The sequence below is a fragment of the Streptacidiphilus sp. EB129 genome (assembly GCF_041262645.1).
Taxonomy (GTDB): domain Bacteria; phylum Actinomycetota; class Actinomycetes; order Streptomycetales; family Streptomycetaceae; genus Streptacidiphilus.
Window position 1 is genome coordinate 26335 of record NZ_JBGCCS010000046.1, and the last position, 20209, is coordinate 46543.

Annotated in this window: 18 protein-coding genes; 16 read left to right on the plus strand and 2 right to left on the minus strand. The window is 70.4% G+C overall.

What is annotated here, in order from left to right; translation table 11 throughout:
* The first annotated feature begins 200 nt into the window (after positions 1 to 200).
* Positions 201 to 800, plus strand: coding sequence for an HAD-IA family hydrolase (locus ABH925_RS33435; RefSeq protein WP_370154319.1), 600 nt, complete (start codon positions 201 to 203; stop codon positions 798 to 800).
* Here ABH925_RS33435 and ABH925_RS33440 read toward each other — a convergent pair.
* On the minus strand, positions 786 to 2069 hold the full coding sequence (locus ABH925_RS33440; RefSeq protein ID WP_370154320.1) for a helix-turn-helix domain-containing protein: 1284 nt from the start codon (positions 2067 to 2069) through the stop codon (positions 786 to 788). The genes ABH925_RS33435 and ABH925_RS33440 overlap by 15 nt on opposite strands.
* 493 nt (positions 2070 to 2562) lie before the next feature.
* Here ABH925_RS33440 and ABH925_RS33445 point away from each other — a divergent pair, with 493 nt between their 5' ends.
* The 14 genes from ABH925_RS33445 (at position 2563) to ABH925_RS33510 (ending at position 15529) form a co-directional block, all read left to right on the plus strand.
* Positions 2563 to 3081, plus strand: coding sequence for an ATP-binding protein (locus tag ABH925_RS33445; RefSeq protein ID WP_370154323.1), 519 nt, complete (start codon positions 2563 to 2565; stop codon positions 3079 to 3081).
* 82 nt (positions 3082 to 3163) lie between these two features.
* Positions 3164 to 3643, plus strand: coding sequence for a hypothetical protein (locus tag ABH925_RS33450; RefSeq protein ID WP_370154325.1), 480 nt, complete (start codon positions 3164 to 3166; stop codon positions 3641 to 3643).
* A gap of 161 nt (positions 3644 to 3804) precedes the next feature.
* A complete protein-coding gene (locus ABH925_RS33455) occupies positions 3805 to 3993 on the plus strand; it encodes a DUF5999 family protein (protein ID WP_370154327.1) in 189 nt (62 codons plus the stop codon).
* On the plus strand, positions 3990 to 4649 hold the full coding sequence (locus ABH925_RS33460) for a hypothetical protein (RefSeq protein WP_370154329.1): 660 nt from the start codon (positions 3990 to 3992) through the stop codon (positions 4647 to 4649). Before ABH925_RS33455 ends, ABH925_RS33460 begins: the two co-directional genes overlap by 4 nt.
* Positions 4646 to 7159, plus strand: a complete 2514-nt coding sequence (locus ABH925_RS33465) for an HAD-IA family hydrolase (protein WP_370154330.1) — start codon at positions 4646 to 4648, stop codon at positions 7157 to 7159. Before ABH925_RS33460 ends, ABH925_RS33465 begins: the two co-directional genes overlap by 4 nt.
* A complete protein-coding gene (locus ABH925_RS33470) occupies positions 7159 to 8127 on the plus strand; it encodes a thymidylate synthase (RefSeq protein WP_370154333.1) in 969 nt (322 codons plus the stop codon). The genes ABH925_RS33465 and ABH925_RS33470 overlap by 1 nt, the downstream gene beginning before the upstream one ends.
* A complete protein-coding gene (locus ABH925_RS33475) occupies positions 8124 to 9848 on the plus strand; it encodes a carbamoyltransferase (RefSeq protein ID WP_370154335.1) in 1725 nt (574 codons plus the stop codon). The genes ABH925_RS33470 and ABH925_RS33475 overlap by 4 nt, the downstream gene beginning before the upstream one ends.
* Entirely contained in the window at positions 9845 to 10909 is a 1065-nt protein-coding gene (locus ABH925_RS33480) for a hypothetical protein (protein WP_370154337.1), read from the plus strand. Before ABH925_RS33475 ends, ABH925_RS33480 begins: the two co-directional genes overlap by 4 nt.
* 90 nt (positions 10910 to 10999) lie before the next feature.
* Positions 11000 to 11503: a topology modulation protein gene (locus ABH925_RS33485; protein ID WP_370154339.1), complete on the plus strand. Its 504-nt coding sequence runs from the start codon at positions 11000 to 11002 to the stop codon at positions 11501 to 11503.
* A gap of 34 nt (positions 11504 to 11537) precedes the next feature.
* Positions 11538 to 12296, plus strand: coding sequence for a phosphotransferase (locus tag ABH925_RS33490; protein ID WP_370154341.1), 759 nt, complete (start codon positions 11538 to 11540; stop codon positions 12294 to 12296).
* The gene (locus ABH925_RS33495; RefSeq protein ID WP_370154343.1) at positions 12293 to 12937 is read left to right on the plus strand and encodes a histidine phosphatase family protein; all 645 of its coding nucleotides are present in this window, start codon (positions 12293 to 12295) and stop codon (positions 12935 to 12937) included. The genes ABH925_RS33490 and ABH925_RS33495 overlap by 4 nt, the downstream gene beginning before the upstream one ends.
* On the plus strand, positions 12934 to 13770 hold the full coding sequence (locus ABH925_RS33500) for an aminoglycoside phosphotransferase family protein (RefSeq protein WP_370154345.1): 837 nt from the start codon (positions 12934 to 12936) through the stop codon (positions 13768 to 13770). The genes ABH925_RS33495 and ABH925_RS33500 overlap by 4 nt, the downstream gene beginning before the upstream one ends.
* Positions 13771 to 13802: 32 nt before the next feature.
* Complete coding sequence (locus ABH925_RS33505; protein WP_370154347.1) at positions 13803 to 14777, plus strand: NAD-dependent epimerase/dehydratase family protein; 975 nt, start codon at positions 13803 to 13805, stop codon at positions 14775 to 14777.
* Entirely contained in the window at positions 14774 to 15529 is a 756-nt protein-coding gene (locus ABH925_RS33510; RefSeq protein ID WP_370154350.1) for a 3-deoxy-manno-octulosonate cytidylyltransferase, read from the plus strand. Before ABH925_RS33505 ends, ABH925_RS33510 begins: the two co-directional genes overlap by 4 nt.
* Positions 15530 to 16061: 532 nt before the next feature.
* On the opposite strand, the gene ABH925_RS33515 is transcribed toward ABH925_RS33510, so the two are convergent.
* Positions 16062 to 19637, minus strand: coding sequence for an NB-ARC domain-containing protein (locus tag ABH925_RS33515; RefSeq protein ID WP_370154351.1), 3576 nt, complete (start codon positions 19635 to 19637; stop codon positions 16062 to 16064).
* Between the two features lie 186 nt (positions 19638 to 19823).
* Between ABH925_RS33515 and ABH925_RS33520 the strand changes: the two genes are divergently transcribed.
* Positions 19824 to 20006 (plus strand): hypothetical protein, encoded by a 183-nt coding sequence (locus tag ABH925_RS33520; protein WP_370154353.1) that lies wholly within the window; start codon positions 19824 to 19826, stop codon positions 20004 to 20006.
* Positions 20007 to 20209 lie beyond the last annotated feature (203 nt).

Below are 20209 nucleotides of genomic sequence, written 5' to 3' on the forward strand. Positions count from 1 at the left end.
GAGGCGCCAGAGCCGACTGGCCAGCAGCCTCGGCACTATTAGACCGTGCAGGCGGGAGGCAGGGAGCCACTTCGGACTTATGCGATCGGTCCAATCCCCACCACGCAGTGAGGGTTTCGGTGAGACGCACCAGAGAGCGGTTGGCAGTTGCCGCACCTGGATAGGCTTGCAGGATGGCGACGGCATCAAGGTTCCGCGGTGTGGTCTTCGACTTCTTCGGGGTCCTGACCTTCAACATGGTTGAGGTGATCTCGGGGTTCGAGGACCGGGAGAAGATTCGCCGGGGCACCTTCCTGAGGGCCTGGGCCGACGAGCGAGGGCAGGAGCTGTTCCGCCGCCTGGAGCTAGGAGAGATCAGCCAGGCGGACTGGAATGCCGGGTTCGCTGCCCTGATGGGGGTGGCCTCCGAGAACCTCCTCGCCCGGTACCTGCACGACGCTTTCCCTGCCCACCTCGTCCTGAAGGTGGCGAAGGAGGCCCGCGCCGCAGGTGTGCGGACGGCCGTGGTCTCGAACAGCCTCGGTCAGGAGCCGTACAACCCGTACGCCGGCTTCGACCTCGCTGGCTCCTTCGACGAGGTGGTGCTCTCGGCTGAACACGGAGTGCGCAAGCCGGACCCGGCGATCTTCGAGCTGGTCCTCGACAGGCTCGGCCTCCGCGCTGGGGAGTGCCTGTTCGTCGACGACAGCGAGGTGAACCTTGTGGCAGCGCAGCGTCTGGGCTTCAGCACTCTGCACGCCCTGGATGAGCGGGTCGTCGCCGCGCAGCTCCGGGGTGCCCTCGGGCTACCCGATCTCTAGGAACTCGCGCACTCCTCGGTGCCCGGTGTGGGCGGCGAGCAGGGAGCGCAGGCCGGCGAGTTCGGAGGCCGAACGGGCGGAGTCCACTACCCCGAGGCACCGCGCGGCGTGCCGTGCGCTGGCGACAGCGGCGTCCAGGTCGTGCCGGGCGAGGTGGGCCTCGGCGGCGCGTGCGAGGTAGATGGCATGGCTGCGCGGGTACTCGTCGTCCCCGGGGTAGGCGGCGCCCATGGCCGCATCGAAGCAGCGCAGTGCCTCGTCGGGGTCGCCGAGCTGTAGTGCGGAGGAGCCGGCGATCATCTCGATCTCGCCGTAGTCGACCCAGTACAGGGTCTTGGGATCGTCGTCGTGGACTCCGCGGTCCAGGGCCGCTCGGGCGATGGCGAGTTGGCGGGCACACTCTTTGCCTTCGCCGGCCTTCGACAGGGCGCGGGCGGTGCGGGCGGCGAGCATGGCCTCCATCCGCGGGGTGGCCGTGTGCTTGACCTTCTCCCGGGCGGTCTCCAGCAGCGAGACGGCGCGCTGTGCCTGGTGTGGGGTGGAGTAGCACTGGATGGCGGCGAAGGAGAGCGCGTAGGCGCCGCTGAGCGGGTCGTCGGCGATGGCGGAGGCGCGCAGGGAGCCGTCGAAGTACCGCTGGGCTGTGCCGGGTCGGCCCTGGTCGAACGCGCTCCACGCCACCTGGCGTGCCGCCTCTGCGGCCATGCTGAACAGCCGGTCCAGGGAGGTGCCGGAGTAGCGGCCCGTCTTGATCAGGGTGACGATGTAGAGGAGTTCTCCGCGCGCGAGCCGGTGGACTTCTCCGCTGCCGAGTTCGTCGTCCAGACGGCGGAGATCATCCAGGCGTCCCTCGATCCGTGCGAGCTGCGCGGGATCGTCTGACGGGGATGGGGGCGGCGTGCCCGTGGCGAGGGCCTTCTCCCAGTTGGCCGCTGACAGTGACAGTGCGATCCCGGATGTCAGGAAGCTCCGGCGGTCCACATTGCTCCCGTTCACCAAGTCGGTCAGTACGGCGATGCCTCCGTCCCTGTTCCACGCCGTGTCCTTCTGGCCGGCGGCGGGTGTCGCCGCCAGCTCGGCGGCGAAGGTGCCGCCGGTGTGGAGCACGCGGTCGTAGGCGGCTACCACTTCGGGCGTGATCTTCCTGTTGCCGTTCTCCACGTTGCGCAGGTACGGCGCGGCGAAGCCGGCTTCGCGGGCGAAGGCTGACCAGGGCAGGCCCGAGGCCCGTCGGTGGTCGCGCATATCCTCGCGCAGTTGATCAGGCACGGGCGCCCTCCTCCAGCCATGGGATCGGTCCTGGATCGCCCTAAGTCATTGTTCCCCGGCCGGTACCGGTGTGTGATCGGTTCAAGCCAGAACGTGCAGGAACGCGGCCGAAGGCCGCAGCCGACACAACCGAGGGGGCCGACCCATGGGATTCGCTTGCGGCCCTTCGCCGGTGATGCGGCTGCTGCTCAGCGGCACTCGGCACGTAGTGAGGCGCCAGCGTGCCGCTCCGGGTGCTGTCCGCTTCGCACCGGCTCCTGTCCGCTTCCAGTGCGAGCCCGCTGAGGGTTTCCGCTGGTGGCGCGGGTCCGGCCGTGCGCCGCCGAGCTGCTGAAGCGGACTGCTCGATCCGTCCGCTTGGGCACCGCCACTTTCGGCCTCGCCGGGCGCTTAATGAGACAGAGCCGCTGGCGGAGCCTTCCTGGCCCCAGCATCGGCAACCCCGGAGAGGAGGAGCGCAGTGGGGACTTCCACAGCACCACTTGTCGAGGACATGACCATTACGGCGAGGCGGCCACGGGCACTGCCCATCCGCGACCGCCAGCATCTGAGGCTGGTAGCCACCGAGACGGCCCCGCGCCTCACCCGGGCGCTGGCGGATCAGGCCCTCCAACGCTGGGGGGTGCCGCGCAGTGTCCGGCCGGATGTGCGGCTGGTCGTCACGGAGTTGGTGACGAACGTCCTCCGGCATGCCAAGGGCGAGGCGGACCGCATCCCAGTCTTCGACATCGCTCTCGACCTGCTGGCCGATTCCACGGGCGACGCCGCGGTGCGGGTGCTGGTGTTCGACGCGAGTGCGCAGATGCCGATCCGTCGGACGCCCGCACCCGGCGCGGAGGGAGGCCGGGGATTCCTCGTGGTGAGCGGCTTGGCCCGGGACTGGGGCGCCTTTCTGCTACCCGTTGGCGGCAAGGCGGTTTGGGCGGACATCGCTGTGGCCGCCGAGCCGCCGAGGAACGGCGCGGACGTGCGGATCGTGGCCCGGGTGCTCGGGGCGGTGAGGGACCTGTGACCGAACTCGCGGCGCGCGCGGCAACCAGGTTCCCCCAGGTCAACGGCTTACCTGCAGGCAACTCCACTGAAGGAGAACGGTGATGATGCAGATCCAGACGTGGTTTTTCCCCGCCGACCGGACCAGCAGGCAGATCACCGATGCGGTCGAGCGCCAATTGCTGCACTGGGGAGCCGCGCTGACCACGGAGCAGATGGAACTCCTCGCCGTGGTGATCACAGCCCTTCGTCACGTGGTCGTGGCGGGTACCCGCTTCGTCCAGATCGAGGTCACTGTCTCCTTGATTCCGGGCAACGCCGTCACCGTGGAGATGGTGGACCGCGCCAGCAACGAGCCGTCCTCCCGGCTGCTGGCGTCCCTCGACAGCAGCACGTGCCGGTGGGGGATGGCGTCGAGGCCGAACGGTCCCGGCCGCGTGCTGTGGGCGGCCGTCGAGCTGCGCGGCGCGTCACGCGTCTCCGAAGCCGCGGTGCGACTGGCCCGCACCAGCCGTGGGCGGGCGCTGCGCAGAGCACTGCCCGCCCCGCTGGAGCGCACCGCGCGGCGCTGGCTCGCCGCTTGAACTTCCCCGTGGCCGGTGAGACTGCTCCCGGCCGCGGGGAGCTGCACCTCGGTCGGCCCCGATCTTCTGTCCTGGGCTCCCCCAGCCCGATCCGGGGCCGGCCGAGCACCCCCTGTCCGGGCCAGCTTCCGCCCGCCTCCTCACGTTCTCGGAGTCTGATGATGTGCCAGCACAAGCCTGATTGCCCGCCGGCCGGAAGCCCCGACCAGCAGGCCGCCGTCGCGGTCGTCAGCTACCCCGAGCAGGGGTGGGCGCTGCTGTGCAACGGGGTCCTGGTCTTCGAGGACACCGGCGCGGTGCTGCCCGACGGACGCTGCCTGGAACCGGTCGGCCGCGGGGCTGCGGGATGAGCGGCAAGCCGACTGCGGTGCCGTTCATCACCGCCCGTGCGGGCGAAGACCCCAGCTGTGTACGCATCGTGGCGCTTTCGGCCGGGTGCGGCATCGGCTACCAGGACGAGCGCCCGGAGGACCGCGACGAGCGAGGTGTGCTCTGGGGCCGCGTCTCTCAATTGCCGGCAGGCCGCCCGCGCTGGAAGGACGTGCACCCCCAGCGCCAGCGGATCTGTATGGAGCGACTGCTGTGCCAGGTGTGCACACGGCCGGCCGACCACAACCACCAGGGCTGGCTGTTCCTGCGCGGGTCCTTGGAGAACACGGTCAGCGAAGGCGTCCTGACCGCGCAGCCGCCCCTGTGCCTGGCCCACGCACTGCTCTCCGCAGAGCAGTGCCGCTACCTGGCCGACGGCTTCCAGGCCATGCGGGTGCAGCACCCGTTGCTGTTCGGGGTTCTGGGGACCTCCTACATCCTCGACCGCTTCGCTGAGCCCCTGGCGCTGCCGCCGGGTGATCCCGTGCCGTACACGCACCCGCGAGTGCCATGGGTGCTGGCCAGCCAACTGGTCCGTTGCCTGCTGGGCGTCACCGACGTCGACCTGGAGCAGGAGTCCGCCCACCCTCGCGTGGGGCTTCGCCACCCGGGTGCCGCAGAAGGAGTCCTCTCATGATCGACGCCACGAACATCCGCGTCACCATACCGACGGCTCGGCACGGCGACGGCCGACCGGTGAGCTGCCCGATCCCCGGTGCTCAGGTGCTGCTCCTGGACCTGGACGGCACGCTAGTGGACACGCTGCCGGTCATGCAGAGGGCCTGGTCGGCAGTACAGCAACGGCATGGCGTCGCGGTGCCGTTCGCGCACTACCGTTACCACCTGGGGCGCCCGTTCGAGGAGATCCTCGACCTGCTGGGGGTCGGGTCGGCATCGGAGATCCACGCCACCTACGACGAGGCCGCTCTGGAGAACGCGGCGCTGGCCACCGTCTTCGACGGCGTAGAGGAGGTGCTGCGCGCCTTCGCCTCGGCGGGGTGGGTGCTGGGGGTGGTGACGTCCAAGCCGCTCCACCGGGCCGTGCCGCTGCTGGGGCGGCTCGGCACACCGTTCGCCGTGGTGCGGGCGCTGGGGGACGGGCGCGGCAAGCCGGCCCCTGATCCGCTTCTGCGTGCGGTCCTGGAGCTGGGGGTCGACCCCGCCCAGGCCGTGTACGTCGGGGACATGGCGGTGGACCAGGAGGCAGCCGAGCGGGCGGGGATGCACTTCGTCCTGGCGGACTGGGGCTACGGCGATCCGGGGGCGGTCCCTCCGCTGACCGCACGCACTCCCGCCGACCTGCTTGGTCTGCTGGAGCAGGCGGCCCCGTGCCCGACGGTCGCGGCGAGTGAGCTGTTCTGGCTCGCTGAGGCCGGTCACTCGGCGGGGCGTTGGGTGCTGGCCCGCCCGGGAGGCAGCCGGCGCAGGGCGGCGGTGAGCACAGCGGCGCTGGAGCAGCGCGAGGTGGACCGGGCGCTGGAGCGGCAGGTGACCGCCGAGCTTATGGGCCGCCTGGCGGCGTCGGGCGCACAGTGGCGCACTCCGGGCGGGGTGGGGTGGCAGGACGTGCACCATGTGCCGGTGCGGCGGCTGATCACCCAAGTGGTCCGCAAGCTTGTGCAGTTGGGTACGCACCCGGCGTTTGCGGCGGCCCCGGGGGCCATTCGGCCGGTCGCTGGGGAGGCGCTGGTGACGACGCGGCACGGCAGTGCGCGCGAGTACCGGTACTACACGGTCACCTGGTCCGCCGTGGCCTACCTGCTGGGGGGTTCGCTCCACCGGAACCACGCCTACGACGTCGGCCTTTCGAGATTCGACGCCATCGTCCCGTCGAGCGACCCGGTGCAGGAGCGGGCAGCCGGGCCGGCGGAGGTGGTGGGTGTCTCGTGGTCGTCGCGTCACGCGGCGACGCTGGTGCCGGTGCTCGCCGAGGTGCGCCGCCGCGGCCACAGCACGGTACTGCTGGACCTGGCGAGCGACCCGGCCCAGCAGGTCCGGGCCGAGGCCGCAGGTCGAGTAGCGGCGGTGCCGGGTTGGAAGCTTCGACTGCACGGCGGGCCTGATGCCTGCCCCGAGGCACCGACGGCCTGGGGCCGGGTTGCGACGGTGGCCGGAATGCAGGTGTCGCTGGAGCGCCTGGAGTTCCTGGCGTCGCTGGTGGTCGGGCTGAGCGCCGGGTGCACGCAGCCGTCCTGGCGCGCGAGCGGTGAGGTCGAGGGCTGGCTGGAGCAGCAGCTCGCCGCCGCGCAGCCGTCGGCGGTGGTCGTCGCCAGCGACATCAACCCGCTGGGAGTGCTGGCGGTCCGGGCCGCCGAGCGTGCCGGAGTGGCGGCGTTCAATGTCCAGCACGGAGCGTGGCTGCCCGGCAGCGTCTCACGGCCGGCGCTGCTGGCCCGCTACCAGGTGGTGATGGGCGAGCGCGACGCCGCCCTGGCCAGACAGTGGGTGGAGCGCCCGGACGCCGAGGTGCACGCCCTGGGCCAGCCGCGGTTCGACTCCTTGTCCGGAGCCGACCGCGAGGGGCAGCGGGCCTACCTCCTGGAACTGCTGCTGAGGGCGGGCTGGTTCGGGGTGCGGAGGGTGCTGGTGTTCGCCGCGCAGCCGGTCGCTCCCGGCCGGCTCCGGGAGCAGATCCAGTTGCTGGCCTCCGGCGTGCGGGCCGCGGGCGGCGGCTGGGGTCTGGTGGTGGCCCCGCATCCGGCGCAGGACGCGGACCTGGTGGAGCTTGCCGCCGCGGCCGGCGGGGTGCCGCTGACGGTCGCGGACGCGGAGATTGGGGCGCGCGGCTGCCTGGCCGGCGCGGACGCGGTGGCCACGCTCGCCTCCACCTGCGGCCTGGAAGCGGTGCTGCTGAACCTCCCGGTGCTGGAACTCGCGTTGCCCGGGGCGGAAACCCTCGCTCTGGCCGAGCAGGGTGCCGCCACGGCCTGCGCCACCGCGCAGCAGGTCTCGGCCGCCCTGAGTGCCGTCGAAGGCGGCAGCGGCGGTCCTGGCCCGGAAGCGCGCGAGGCGGTGTGTCGCTGGAGCGGCACCAGCGCCGCCGACATCGCCGAACTGATCATCGACCGCGCTACACCCGGGGCGGCGACCACCGCCCCGGGCGAGTGCAGCCCGCACACGCGGGCTGCGGAAGGAGTCCGTCCCTGATGACCACGATGACCGCCGACAGCGTCGCCGACCTGTTCGAACAGGCGATCACCCTCGCCCGAGACGGAGACAAGGCCAGCCCGCGCGGCCTGCCCACCCGCGAGGCCCTGGGCGTGACGCTGCGGCTGACCCGGCCGCGCGCACGCCTGCTGCTGCCCGCCGCAGCCGGCAGCCGGGTGCTGAACACCGCGTTCGCCGCCGCCGAGTGCGTGTGGATCCTGTCCGGGTCGAACGACCCGTGGATCTACGAATACAACGCCCGCCTGCGCCAGTACGCCGACGACGGGGTACTGCGCGGCGCCTACGGCCCGCGGCTGCGCTCCTGGCGCGGCGAGGTCGACCAGCTCGCCCACGTGGTGGAGCTGCTGCGCCGAGACCCCGACTCGCGCCAGGCCGTCATCCAGCTCTACGACCCGCAGGCCGACGTGCCCGGCCACAAGGACATCCCCTGCACCCTGAACTGGCGCTTCCAGTTGCGGCAGGGACGGCTGCACATGGCCACCACCATGCGCAGCCAGGACACCTGGACCGGGCTGCCATACGACCTGTTCACCTTCACCGTGCTGCACGAGCTGGTGGCCGGCTGGCTCGGCGTGGAGCTGGGCGAGTACCGGCACCACGTGGACTCGCTGCACCTGTACGAGACCGATCTGGACCTGGCCGATGCCGCGCTGGGCAAGGTGGCCAGCCCGGAGATGGATTCCCTGGCCACCCCATGGTCCGGCTTCGACGCGATGCTGGACCGGGTCCGCGGCTTCGAGCCCACCGTCCACCCGGCCTGGGACTCCTTCACCGCCGTGATGGCCGGCTACCGCTGCTGGAAGGAGGGCCGGCACGACAAGGCCCGCACCTTCGCCGCGCTGGCCACCGGTCCGATGCGGCAGGGGCTCGAAGAGTGGTTCGACGAGCTGGAGCACCGCCGACACAGCGGCTCACAGTCGGCGACCGCCGGGGCGGTGACGCGGTGAAGCCCCCGAACGTGGTCCTGGGCCTGTGCTCCTTCACCCACGACTCCTCCGCCGCGCTGCTGGTCGACGGGCACCTGGTCGGGTTCGTGGAGGAGGAGCGGCTGGTCGAGCGCAAGCACACCAAGGAGTTCCCGCAACGCGCCGTCGAATGGCTGCTGGGCGAGGCCGGCCTGACGGCGGGCGAGGTGACGGCGGTCGGCTACAACTTCCGCCCCGGCGACTACCTGGCCGAACTGCCCCGCGCCTTGGCCATGGCCGCCGACCCGGTGCGCCGCAGCCGGGCGGTGGCGCGGGCCGCCGGGTTCGCCAAGGTCGCCGCCCGCACCCGCCACCGGCTGCGGGAGATCGGGCAGCGGTTCCCGGCCGCGCGGGTGGTGGCGGTCAAGCACCACCGGGCACACCAGCTGGCGGCGTTCACCGCCTCCGGCTGGTCGGAGGCGGCGGTGCTGGTGGTGGACAGCCTGGGCGAGCGGCAGACCACCACCATCGCCCACGCCCGCAACGCCGAACAGCCCAGGTTGCGCCAGGTGCAGGCAGTCGACGACCCCGCCTCGCTGGGCTACGTCTACGGCGCCGTCACCGAGCACCTGGGCTGGCGGCGCGGCGACGAGGAGGGCACCGTGATGGCCCTGGCGGCGCTCGGCGACCCCGCCCGCTTCCGCTCCCTGTTCGCGCAGGCGGTGCCACTGACCGACACCGGCTTCGCGGTCGACCCGGCGCTGTTCCCGGTGCGAGTTCTCACCTCCGGCTGGGCGCGGACCTCGCCAGCGTTCCGGCAGGCCACCTGCACCCCTCGCCGCGACCGGGAGCCGATCGAGCAGGTCCACCAGGACCTGGCCGCTGCCCTTCAGGAGCGCACCGAGCAGGTGATGCTCCACCTGGCCCAACGGGCGAAGGAGCTGACCGGGTCGCGCAGGCTGTGCCTGGGCGGCGGGGTGGCTACCAACTGCGTGGCCGTGGGCCGGATCATCGACTCCGGCCTGTTCGAGGAGGTGTTCGTGCCGCCCGCCCCGGGCGACGCCGGCACCGCCCTCGGCGCAGCGGCAGCCGTCCACACCCGTGTGGACACCGCGCACCCGCTGACCGGGATTCGCGGAGCCTGCTACCTCGGCCCCTCCTACGGCGAGAAGGACATCGACCAGGCCCTGGCCGTCCACCCGATGCTGACCGGCAAGCCCCTAGAGGAGGGCGACCTCGCCCGGTTCCTGGCAGAGCGACTGGCCTCCGGGATGGTGGTCGGGGTCTTCCGGGGCCGGGTCGAGGCCGGTCCGCGGGCGCTGGGAAACCGCTCCATCCTGGCCTCGCCGCTGCTGCCGAACGTGGTGGAGCGGCTGAACACGGTGGTCAAGTTCCGCGAGCCGTTCCGCCCGTTCGCGCCGATGGTCACCGCCGAGCGCGCCGAGGAGTTCTTCGCGCTGGGTCAGCAGGCGCCGTTCATGTCTATGGCCGCCCGAGCCACGGTGGCCGCCCGCACCGTGGTGCCCGCCGTCGTCCACGCCAACGGCACCGCCCGCCTCCAGACCGTCACCGCGGACCAGAACCCCTTCATCCACGCGCTGCTGGAAGCGTTCGCCGAGATCACCGGCGTGCCGGTGCTGATCAACACCTCACTCAACATCAAGGGCAAGCCGATGTGCGGCACCCCGCAGATGGCCCTGCACTGCCTGACCGAGTCCGGCCTGGACGCGCTGCTGCTCGAAGACCGGTGGGTGATCCGATGAGGATCGGATACAGCTGCTGGGGCTTCCTGGGCAACGGCATCACCGACACCCCCGACGGCGGACGCAGCCACCGCCGCCCCCTCCTCGACGCCCTCACCGCCCACGGCCACGACCTGGTGCTGCTCCAGGCCGACCGCGACCGCGCCGAGGCCCACGACCCCGCGCCCGGGGAAGCGTTCCGCTTCGACCCGTCCGGGTTCCCGGCGCTGGACGCGCTGGTGCTGGAGTGGCGCTGGCCGATCCCCGGCCGCAACACCACCGTGTGCGGCTCGCCGGGCCACACCTGCGACCTGCACCGGCAGGACGACCTTCTCGCCCACTACACCGCCGACCGGCAACTGCCCACCATCATCTGGGACAAGGACCGCAAGCTGCCCGCCGACAGCCACCGGCGCCGGGCACGGGCCGTCACCGTCTGCGAAGCCTCCCTGACCGTGACCCCCGGCGCGCACCGCCTGCTCTTCCCCGCCGATGACCAGTTGCTGGACGCCGCCGACCCGCAGGCCCTGGCAGCCCTGCCGCGCCCCATCACCCTGGCCTACGCCGGAAACCAGTACGATCGCGACGCCGCGTTCTCCCGCTACTTCGCGCCAGCCGCCGACGTCCACCACCAGGTCGCCGGGAAGTGGACCGACACCGACCGCTGGCCCGGCCTGCGCTTCACCGGCCGACTGCCCTTCATCGAGGTCGACTCCCTGTACCGGCGCTCGCTGACCACCGTGCTGCTGCTGCCCGAGCGCTACGCCGCAGCCGGGCAGATGACGCAGCGGATCTTCGAGGCGGTGCTGGCCGGCTGCCTGCCGCTGGCTCCGGCGGACATCGCCGGCGTACACCTGTTCGTGCCCCGCCCGCTGATCGTCCGCTCCGGCGCCGACGTGCGGGAGAAACTGGCGTGGCTGCGACAGATCGAAGGCACCGACGAGCACTCCGAGCTGATCAGCGCCTGCCTGGACCGGCTGGAGCTGTTCCGCCTGAGCACCCAGGCCGCCACCCTCGACCGGCTGCTGCGCCGGCCCGCCGGGAGCGCTGCCACACCGAGCCTTTGGCGGGTGACGGCATGAGGCCCCCGAACCAGCAGGCTCCGACCGCAGTTGTGCACATCGGGGCGAGTAGCCCTGCCGCCCCGTCCGACCCCGTTACCGTGGAGAACCGTGAACAAGGTCTCGATCGTCGGCTGCTCCGGCTCCGGCAAGTCCCACCTCGCCCGGCTGCTCGCCGAACAGCTGAACGCGCCGGTCACGCACCTGGACGCGGTGTTCTACGACGACGACTGGAACGAGCTGCCGAAGGAGAAGTTCGCCCAGCGGCAGCAGGAGCTGGTCGCCCAGCCGCGCTGGGTGATCGACGGGAACTACAACTCCACCCTGCCGATCCGGCTCGCGGCCTGCGACACCGTGGTGCTGATGGACGTCTCCACCCTGGCGTGCCTGCGCGGCCTGCTCGGACGCCAGCTCCGCCACGGCAGCGGCCACAAGGGCAACGGGGTGCACAACCGCATCCACTGGGGGCTGATCAAGTACGTCCTGGGCTACCGCCGCAGCATGCGGCCCCGGGTACTGGCCAAGGTCCACGAGCACGCGCCGCACGCCCAGGTGGTGCTGCTGACCAGCCGCCGTCGCGCCCAGCGCTGGCTGGCCCAGGTCACCTCCGGCTGACCCTTCGCCCCGCCGCCGGGACGGAGGCGGGCCGGTGAATCAGGCGCCGTTCACCAAGCAGTACACCAGCAAGACCCGGTGCGAGACGGCAGTGCGCAACTACAACTGGCTCTGGAAGAAGGCCCCAGAGCTGGGGCCGCCGCTGCTGCTGAAGGTCAGCAACACCAGCCTGGACTTCGAGCCCCTGCCAGGACGCCACGCGCACCCCAGCGACCTGCCGCAGTTGGCCGCCCTGCTCGGCGGCGTTCACGGCCGGGCGTGGGCGGTCGAGCTGCGCGGCGCCAGACTCGACCAGCCCTGGCGGACCGCCGACAGCCGGATGCCGGACTACCTCCAGACCCGGCAGGAGGCGCTGCGCCGGCGGGCCGAGACCGGGTACCTGCCCGCCGACGGCTCGCTGCTGCGGCTCCTGCGAACGCTGGAGGCCACCGCCACCGGGCCGGCGGCGTTCTACAAGGACAGCAACCCCCGCAACTTCCTTCTGACCGCCGCCGGTGAGGTACGCACCGTCGACTTCGACGACCTCACCCTGGCCCCCTTCGGCTACGACCTGGCCAAGCTGCTGCACACCCTCGCCCTGGCCCACGGCCGCCTGTCCCCCGCACGCCTCCACGCCGCCCGCGACTCCTACAACGCCGCCGCCAGCCTCTACGGCCCGGGACTGACCGTGAGCGAGGACGCCCTGGTGGCACACCTGCACCTGCACCAAGCCCTCACCGCGCCGTACCACGACCGCCCCCACTACCCGTATGCGCCGCGTCCGGCGCAGCCCGCCTCCGGGAGTACCCCGTGATCGAGACCGAACTCGTCCTGCTGCGCCACGGCCAGGCCCAGTGCAACCGCGACGGCGTCGTAGGCGGCCCGCTCACCTGCACCGGCCTGACCGACCAGGGCACCGCCCAGGTCGAACGCGCCGCGCGCCGCCTGGCCGCCGAACACGCCGAGCGCCCGTTCGACGTCCTGCTGGCCAGCCCGCGCCTGCGGCTGCGCCAGACCGGCCAGATCCTCGCGGACGCGCTCACGATGCCGCTGACGGTGGAGCCGGTCCTGGACGGCCCGGTGCACGGGGCCGCCGACGGCCAGCCCTGGCGCACCGTCAAGGACCAGCACGGCGGCGGCCCCCACGCCCACCCCGACCAGCCCTGGGCCGAGGGCTCCGACACCTGGAACGGCTACCTCCACCGCGCCGGCCTCGCCTTCGACCAGCTCATCGAGCAGTGCCGCGCCAAGCGCGTCCTGCTGGCGGTCCACGGCGAGAGCGTCCAGGCCCTGCACGCCCTGCTCCTCGGCCCGGTCGACCAGGCCGCGGTCGGCTTCACCGTCGACCACGCCTCCCTCACCCGCTGGCAGCACCACCGCAACACCCGCGGCCAGCGGCGCTGGCTGCTGGAGCGGCACAACGACACCGCCCACCTGTGGGAGGCGCAGCCGTGACCACCTCGCTGACCGACCCCCGCCTGGAACTGGCCCGCATCGTCGCCGGCGAGGTCACCGTCCACCCCGACGCGCGCCTGCCCGAGCGCATCCTGCACCTGACCGACGTCCAGGGCCGGGGCTTCTACGCCAAGCAGCACCAGCAGCCCGGACGCTTCGCCCAGGAACTGCGCGCCTACACCAGCTGGTCGCACCACGTCGGCGCGAAAGTCCCCGCTCTGGTGGCCCATCACGAGGCGAGCCGCACCCTGCTCCTGAGCGAAGTGCCCGGCACCCCCGTCGCCGTCCTGCCCCTCGACCACCCGGACCAGCCCCGAATCCACGAGGCAGCCGGCGCGGCTCTTCGCGCCCTGCACGCCGCCACCTTGACCCCGCCAGCGTCCGAACTCGGCCGACAGCTCGCGCTCAGGCTCACCGGCTGGGCCGACCGCGCCCACCAGGCCGGCTTGACCAGCGCCGGCCGCGCGTTCCTGCACGCCGCCGCAGCCGACCTGGCCGACACCGAACTCGAAGCAGCCGCCTGCCACTTGGACTACCAGCCCCGCAACTGGTGCTGGTCAGCGGACACCGGACTGGCCGTCGTCGACTTCGAGCACATGCGACCCGACGCCCGCCTGCGCGACCTCGCCCGCCTGCACCACCGGCACTGGCCCACCTCCCCGCACCTGCGCGACGCCTTCCACCGCGGCTACGGCACACCCACCACCGCCGAGAGCGCCGTCCTGCACACCTTCGGCGCCTACGAAGCCGCCACCGCCCTGGTCCGCGGCCACGAGACCGGCGACCAGACCCTCCACCACTACGGCACCACCCTGCTCGACCAGCTCATGTGACCGCGCACCTACTACTCGAACGGAGACCGCACGTGAACAGCAGCACCAGCCCCCGCAGGGTCGTAGTCACCGGAGCCGCCGGATTCATCGGCTCCCACCTGACCGACGCCCTGCTGAACAACGGCACAACCGTCATCGCCGTCGACAAGCGCGACCACAACGACCCGGCCGCCGCCGCCAACCTCGCCCCACTGCACGGCCGCCCCGGCTACCACCCCGTCACCGCCGACCTGCGCGACTGCGCCCTGCAACCGCTCCTCCTGGACGCCGACGCCGTCTTCCACCTCGCCGGCATCCCCGGCGTCCGCCCCTCCTGGGGACCGCAGTTCAGCGAGTACATCGACGCCAACGTCCTGGCCACCCAGCGCCTGATGGACACCGCCACCGCGATGCGCGTGCCGCGGGTGGTCGTCGCCTCCTCCTCCAGCATCTACGGCGTCACCGATGGCCTGCCCAGTATCGAGAGCGACCACCCCGCCCCCGCCTCCCCCTACGCGGTGACCAAACTCGCCGAGGAACAGCTCAGCCTGGCCCACGCCGCCCGGCACGGCAGCGCCACCACCGTCGTCGCCCTGCGGTACTTCACCGTCTACGGCCCCCGCCAGCGCTCCGACATGTTCATCCACCGCGCCCTGCACGCCGCCGCCACCGGCCAGCCCCTGCGCCTGTACGGCAACGGCCACCAGCGCCGCGATTTCACCTACGTCACCGACGCCGTGGCCGCCACCATCGCCGCCGCGACCACCGAGGACGCCAACCTCGTCGTCAACGTCGGCAGCAGCGCCAACACCTCCCTGCACGAGATCATCGCCCTGGCCGAACAGCTCACCGGACAGCCGATCGACCTTCAGGCCCAGGGCACCCGCGACGGCGACATCCCCAGCACCTGCGCCGACCGCACCCGCGCGAAGCAACTCCTCTCCTGGACGCCCACGACGGACCTGCGGACCGGCATGCGCGAGCAGCTCAACGCCCTGGTCGCCCGCCACCAGCCGGCCGCCGCATGAGCGCCGCCCAGACGCCGGACCACCTGGCGATCATCCCCGCCCGCTGGGGCTCCACCCGCTTCCCCGGCAAACCCCTGGCCGACCTCTGCGGGCACCCCCTGTTCTGGCACGTCCACCAGCGCTGCCTCCAGGCCAGGCTCATCGTCGGCGCCGTCGTGGCCACCGACGACCGGCGCATCGCCAAAGCATGCGAGACCTACGACGTGCCCTGCGTCCTCACCGGCCCCTGCGCCACCGGCACCGACCGCGTCGCCCAAGCCGCCCAACAGCTCACCGCAGACGGCTACATCAACGTCCAGGGCGACGAACCCTTCATCGACCCCGGCGCCATCGACGCCGTCTCCTACGCCCTGGCCAACGACCCGATCGGCGCCGACGCCGTCAATGCCTGCACCCCCATCGACCACCCTGACGACATCAACGACCCCAACATCGTCAAAGCCGTCGGCGACAGCGAGAACAACGCCCTGATGTTCTCCCGCCTCCCCATCCCCTTCGCACGCGGACAGCACCCCGGCTACCTGCGGCAACTAGGCCTCTATGCCATGACCGGCAGCGCCCTTCTCGCTTTCGCGGAACTACCCCAAGGTCCCCTCGAACAGGCCGAGTCTGTAGAGATGCTGCGCCTGATCGAACACGGACACCGGGTCCGGCTGCTGCGCACCCACGACGGCGGCCCCGCCGTCGACACCCCCGCCGACCTCGAACATGCCCGACAGCACCTCCAGCAACGCAACGAGCATCACCTCTGACCGGAGCAGCCACAACCGCGTCCCCCGGGGAGAGGCAGGGAGCCGTGACGACGACGGTGACGGAGTAAGAGGAACCGCAGGAATCCGAGGAGACCCCCACAGCCGCGCAGGGCGAGGTGCTGCGGTGGGCGCATCCCCCCGGGGACAGCGACGAGATCCCCCAGCCCATCAACCTGGGCGCGATGCGCCGCCGACTGCCGCGGCTGGTGCGGACCTCGTTCGCGCCAGCCGCGGCAGGTCGACCGGCACCGGACCGCGTTACTGACGGTCTGCCAACTAGCTTCGGTGCTGCTGTCGTCGCTGGGGTTGTTCGTCACCACCAAGCCCTGCAGAGCGTGATCACCGCGGCCTCGCAGCCCTCGCTGCTGCAACAAGCGCTGCCAGGGTCCAGCGTGTCAGCCCGCGCGTTATGTCGAACAACACGTGACACCTCGCGGATGTTGGTTGCCCAGGGCTGTCGCCGCGACGGCTGCGGAAAACCGCCCGGTTGCTCAACCCTGCGGAACTGCCATCCGTCCCGCAGGCGCCAGCACTAACCCGTGACGAAGCCGAAGAAGTACACGCCCTTCTCGCCCGCAGCCGCCACGGCAGTCCCATCAGGCGTCCAGGAGCAGGCGAACAGGGCTCCATCGGCGCGCATGAGAGCTGTGACTTGCCCTGACGCGCGTTCCCAGATCCGTAGCTCCCCACCACTATCTGCTACTGCGATGAACCGACCGTCTGGTGAGATGGCCATGCTGTGGATCGGCCTGCCTGTCGCCGAGAGGACTGCAGTGGTGGTCCCGCTTTCCGGGTCCCAGACACGCACGTCACCAGCCGCGTCACCGGAAGCCAGCCATGTTCCGTCTGAAGCGATGGCCAGCGCGTGGACCGTGTCCTTATGCCCAGACAGGGTGGAGGTAACGGCGCAGGTCTCCGTGTCCCAGAGCCTGACGTTCGCGTCGTCACCGCCGGTGGCGAACCAACTCCCGTCAGCCGCGTGAGCGGACCCGCCCAGGGGGATCGTAGTCTGCGTGAAGCCCGTTTTGAGTTCAGTGCACGTGGCGGTGTCCCAAAGCTCGACCGCCCCGTGGCTGGTGATAGTCACGAATCGGGTTGCGTCAGGCGAGAAGGTCAACGCCGAAACTGGTTCGCCGTTGTACACCTCCGCGTTGGCGATCGTCATCTCGCGCGCTCGGTCCCAGATCCGGATTTGGCCCCCCATGTCGGCGCTAGCGATCAGCGTGCCGTCATTGGACAGGGAAACAGATGTCACGGCCCGCTGGTGACCGACCAGTGTGACGATGACCGCCCCCGAACCTTTCTCTCGGATGCGGATCTTGTTGTCATCGCCGCTGCTAGCGATCCAGGTTCCATCCGAGGAAACGGCCACAGCAAACACCCTCCGGGACCACGACGGTTCCGATGTGGCTGGAGACGCGCAGGCCGACACATCCCAGAGCCGAAGATCCTGCTGCCCAGCTGTCACGACCCAGTCCCCGTCGGCAGAGATTGCGACCCCTGAGATCATGTCGGAGTGACTGGGAATCGTGATAGCCAGGTCAGCCGCTCTGTCCAAGAGACGAAGATCGCCGCCGGCTGTCCCGGCAGCGATCCAACCCCCGCCTGCTGAGATCGCCAGAGCGTAAACGGGACCGCTTCCTCGCTCCAGCGCCACCTCCGAGGAGCCGCTCTTCATGTCCCAAGTACGAACCTCTCCGGCACTGGTGCCGAACGCGAGCCACCCGTCCCCTGCTGATACGGCCAGGGAGTAGACGTGCCCTTCCTCCTTGAGTCGAGCCGTCGTCGTCCCCGTTGCCCAGTCCCAGAGACGAACTTCACCATCGGCGCTGCCGGTGGCCAGCAGCTTGCTGTCTGCGGTGAAGTCGAGGGCCGTGACCTCACGATTTTCCAGGGCCAAGGTGGCGACGAGAGCAAGGGTGTCCGTCTTACGTACCGCTACCTGCTTGTCGTAGCCAGCGCTCGCGAACCAAGCACCATCAGGGGAGATCGCAATCGCCGTAACTCCCCCGATATGTCCGGCTCCTGAGACGGGCGCGCTGGGCGTCTGGCCGTGCAAGTCCCACCATCGCACCTCACCTGACTCGCTGCCTGTCACAAACCCGCTGTCGTCGGGTGCGACTGCCAGTGCCCTGACCCATCCCGTGTGCTCCTGACGGGTGTCGATCAAGTCACCGGTCGACCTGTTCCAGATCCGGACCGACTTATCCCGCGAGACACTGATCAAGCGTGCGCCGTCGTGAGTTGCCGCAACGGCTGCGATCGAACTTGAATGGCCGCTGAAGGTCCGGCGAAGTGCCTGATCCGGGAGATCAGGCGGGGTCCAGTTGTTGATCAGGGCCGGACGAGCCAGTCTTCCCGATGCCGTAGGAAGCTGATCCTGCCATCGGTCGATTCCAGCAAGCCGACTCTGCAGGATCGCGTTCAAGGCTCGGGCCGGTGCGGTCGGAGTCAACAGGTGCGCCACGCTGGCGATGTCCTGTGCCCGAGCTGCTGCTGTGGAGGTCTGGACCTGGAGCAAATCCAGCCATGCTGCCAGAGGTCCGCGCTGGTCGACCCGGGCTTCCAGCCAGCGAATGTCACTGGCCACTGCCTCGGCTTGATCGCTCCGGCCTGCGCCCACGAGATGCGCGATGGCATGGTCCTGCATGTATCCGGACGGCAATTCCCACCACGCGGCGTCGGGTTGCTGGGTGCGGCTTCCGAGGGGAGCGGCGGCCGGGAGCGTGTCTTCCACCGCGACCACGAGCGCCCCTTGGGTTGCTGTGAGTTGCACTTCGCCGAGTTCGCCACGAAGGAAGTCCCTAATCACGTCGTGAAGGGTCAGCCGCCCTTGGTCTGCGGCGTCAAGGCTGACCAGCGAGAGTCTGCCCAGTGCTCGGCACAGTTCGCGGGACTGGGTTTCTGTCAGTCCGCCGGTCTTATGCCAAAGGAGGCAGGCGAGTCGGACTGGGATCACCTCGTCTTCAGCGAAGACGCCGAGTTCGGCGAAGAGCGCGGCGCCGTCGTGCGGCAGTAGCTGTGTGCCGGCTTCGATCGTCGCTCGTACAGCCCTGTTGCGTTGCTTAGGGTCGTCCAGATTCAGCTGCTCTACGGGATCGAGTGCGCTCGGCCCGCTGAGATGCAATCGTTGCAGGGCGTTTCGAGCTGCGTCGGTCGGGTTTGCTCCCGTCGTGATGTCTTCTGCGATCAGCCTGTTGGTGAGACGTACCAATAGTGGCCAGTTGCCAGTCGCGTACAGGAGTTCTTGGACCAGGCGATCTTCGAGCGGGGGCACTCCCCACAGTAGGAGCTGGCGGGCTTCCTCAAGGGTCATCTCATCGACAACGATTCGATGCGCGTTGCCGGGAAGGGAGTCGGAGATTCGTGTCGTGACGAGGCGGGAGCACTTCGTGCCGCCCAAGAGAAAGGGTTCCAGCTGTTCGCGTTCCCAGACGTCGTCGATGACTAGGAGTGTTCGGAGACGAAGGTCGAGAAGCCGTCCCAGATGCGCGCCCGCGAGTTCCGGATCGTCGAACGTGGTCGTATCGCCGGTGATGAAGCGGGTGGCCTCGGCTACCTTCGCAGCGATCGCCGCCCTGCCCCGTACATCCCGGCCGAGCGAGATGAAGTAGATCCGATTGTGGAAGTGCTTTCGGACTCGACGGCTATCACAAACTAGGTTCGCGAGGGTAGTCTTCCCGAATCCTCCGGTGCCCTGCAGGGCGGTAGTGATTGCTACAGCGCTGCCCGATTTTGAACAGAGAGCCTCTACGGCGGCACTCGTCTCTGCTCGCTGAACTACCCAATCAGGGACACGCCTTCTCGGTGGAAGTGGGGGGCTCTGACTCATGCGCGCGCCGCGCCGGTCACGCCAGCTCTGGGCCGCGAGCACGATTAGCCCCAAGGCAGTGAGCGCGGCGACAGATAGCCAAGGGTAGCGCCGCAATAGGTCAAGCTCCCCGGGCCAGCGAGGCTTCGCTGTCGCCGCGTTGATGGCCATGGTGTTTGCGATCCCGTCGACGGCAGCCACCGCCAGCAGGAAGAACCCGAGAAGTCGACTGCCAATTCCGCCACGCACTTTGCCTCCGCAGCTTTCCACGCTCGCCCCGAGCCTTCCCTCCTTCATCAGAGGGCGGACCTACTCTGCCGCAGGTTGGACCCAGTCGGCACCGCAAACGGCGGCAAACCTGGGGCATGGGCCTTGGGCGCAGGCGGGACGCGGGGTTCGTTGTGAGGCAGCAGACTGACGCGCATTCGGCACTCACAAGCGGGTTCCGATCTCCGGCCCAGCGCCGATCAGGAGCGCGACGCCGTGCCGTCGGTGATCTTACTGGCAGCGGCGGCCGGGGAGCGGGCGCTGCTGGGCATCGAGATCCAGGCCAAGTCGCAGCACTTCTCACCGCGTTGGCAGCGCGAGGTCCGGCACGGGCTGCTCCCGGCCGACACCCGCGCCGGGATGGCCACTTATGACCGCCCCGGTTTAGTACTCCAGTGAGAGTTCTGCGTATGTCCTGGTCAGTCGCCTGGTGGCGGTGAGTGTAGCCGGGCTGCTGCGGGGCCGGGGGCGGTTTCGCGGGCAGGTCGCATGAAGGTGTGTCCGCGTCGTTTGTAGTCTTCCCGGGCCCTTGCGGTCCCGCCCGAGGCCGGGAAAATCGGGGGTGGTGCCCGTCCGGAGGACGTCGATGCCACTTGGTGCCG

Excerpts from the sequence above, each read along its gene's own strand:
- ABH925_RS33465 (WP_370154330.1), top strand. The coding sequence starts at position 4,646 with ATGATCGACGCCACGAACATCCGCGTCACCATACCGACGGCTCGGCAC.
- ABH925_RS33480 (WP_370154337.1), top strand. The coding sequence starts at position 9,845 with ATGAGGATCGGATACAGCTGCTGGGGCTTCCTGGGCAACGGCATCACC.
- ABH925_RS33510 (WP_370154350.1), top strand. The coding sequence starts at position 14,774 with ATGAGCGCCGCCCAGACGCCGGACCACCTGGCGATCATCCCCGCCCGC.
- ABH925_RS33450 (WP_370154325.1), top strand. The coding sequence starts at position 3,164 with ATGATGCAGATCCAGACGTGGTTTTTCCCCGCCGACCGGACCAGCAGG.
- ABH925_RS33515 (WP_370154351.1), bottom strand. The coding sequence starts at position 19,637 with ATGAAGGAGGGAAGGCTCGGGGCGAGCGTGGAAAGCTGCGGAGGCAAA.
- ABH925_RS33460 (WP_370154329.1), top strand. The coding sequence starts at position 3,990 with ATGAGCGGCAAGCCGACTGCGGTGCCGTTCATCACCGCCCGTGCGGGC.
- ABH925_RS33470 (WP_370154333.1), top strand. The coding sequence starts at position 7,159 with ATGACCACGATGACCGCCGACAGCGTCGCCGACCTGTTCGAACAGGCG.
- ABH925_RS33445 (WP_370154323.1), top strand. The coding sequence starts at position 2,563 with ATGACCATTACGGCGAGGCGGCCACGGGCACTGCCCATCCGCGACCGC.
- ABH925_RS33455 (WP_370154327.1), top strand. The coding sequence starts at position 3,805 with ATGTGCCAGCACAAGCCTGATTGCCCGCCGGCCGGAAGCCCCGACCAG.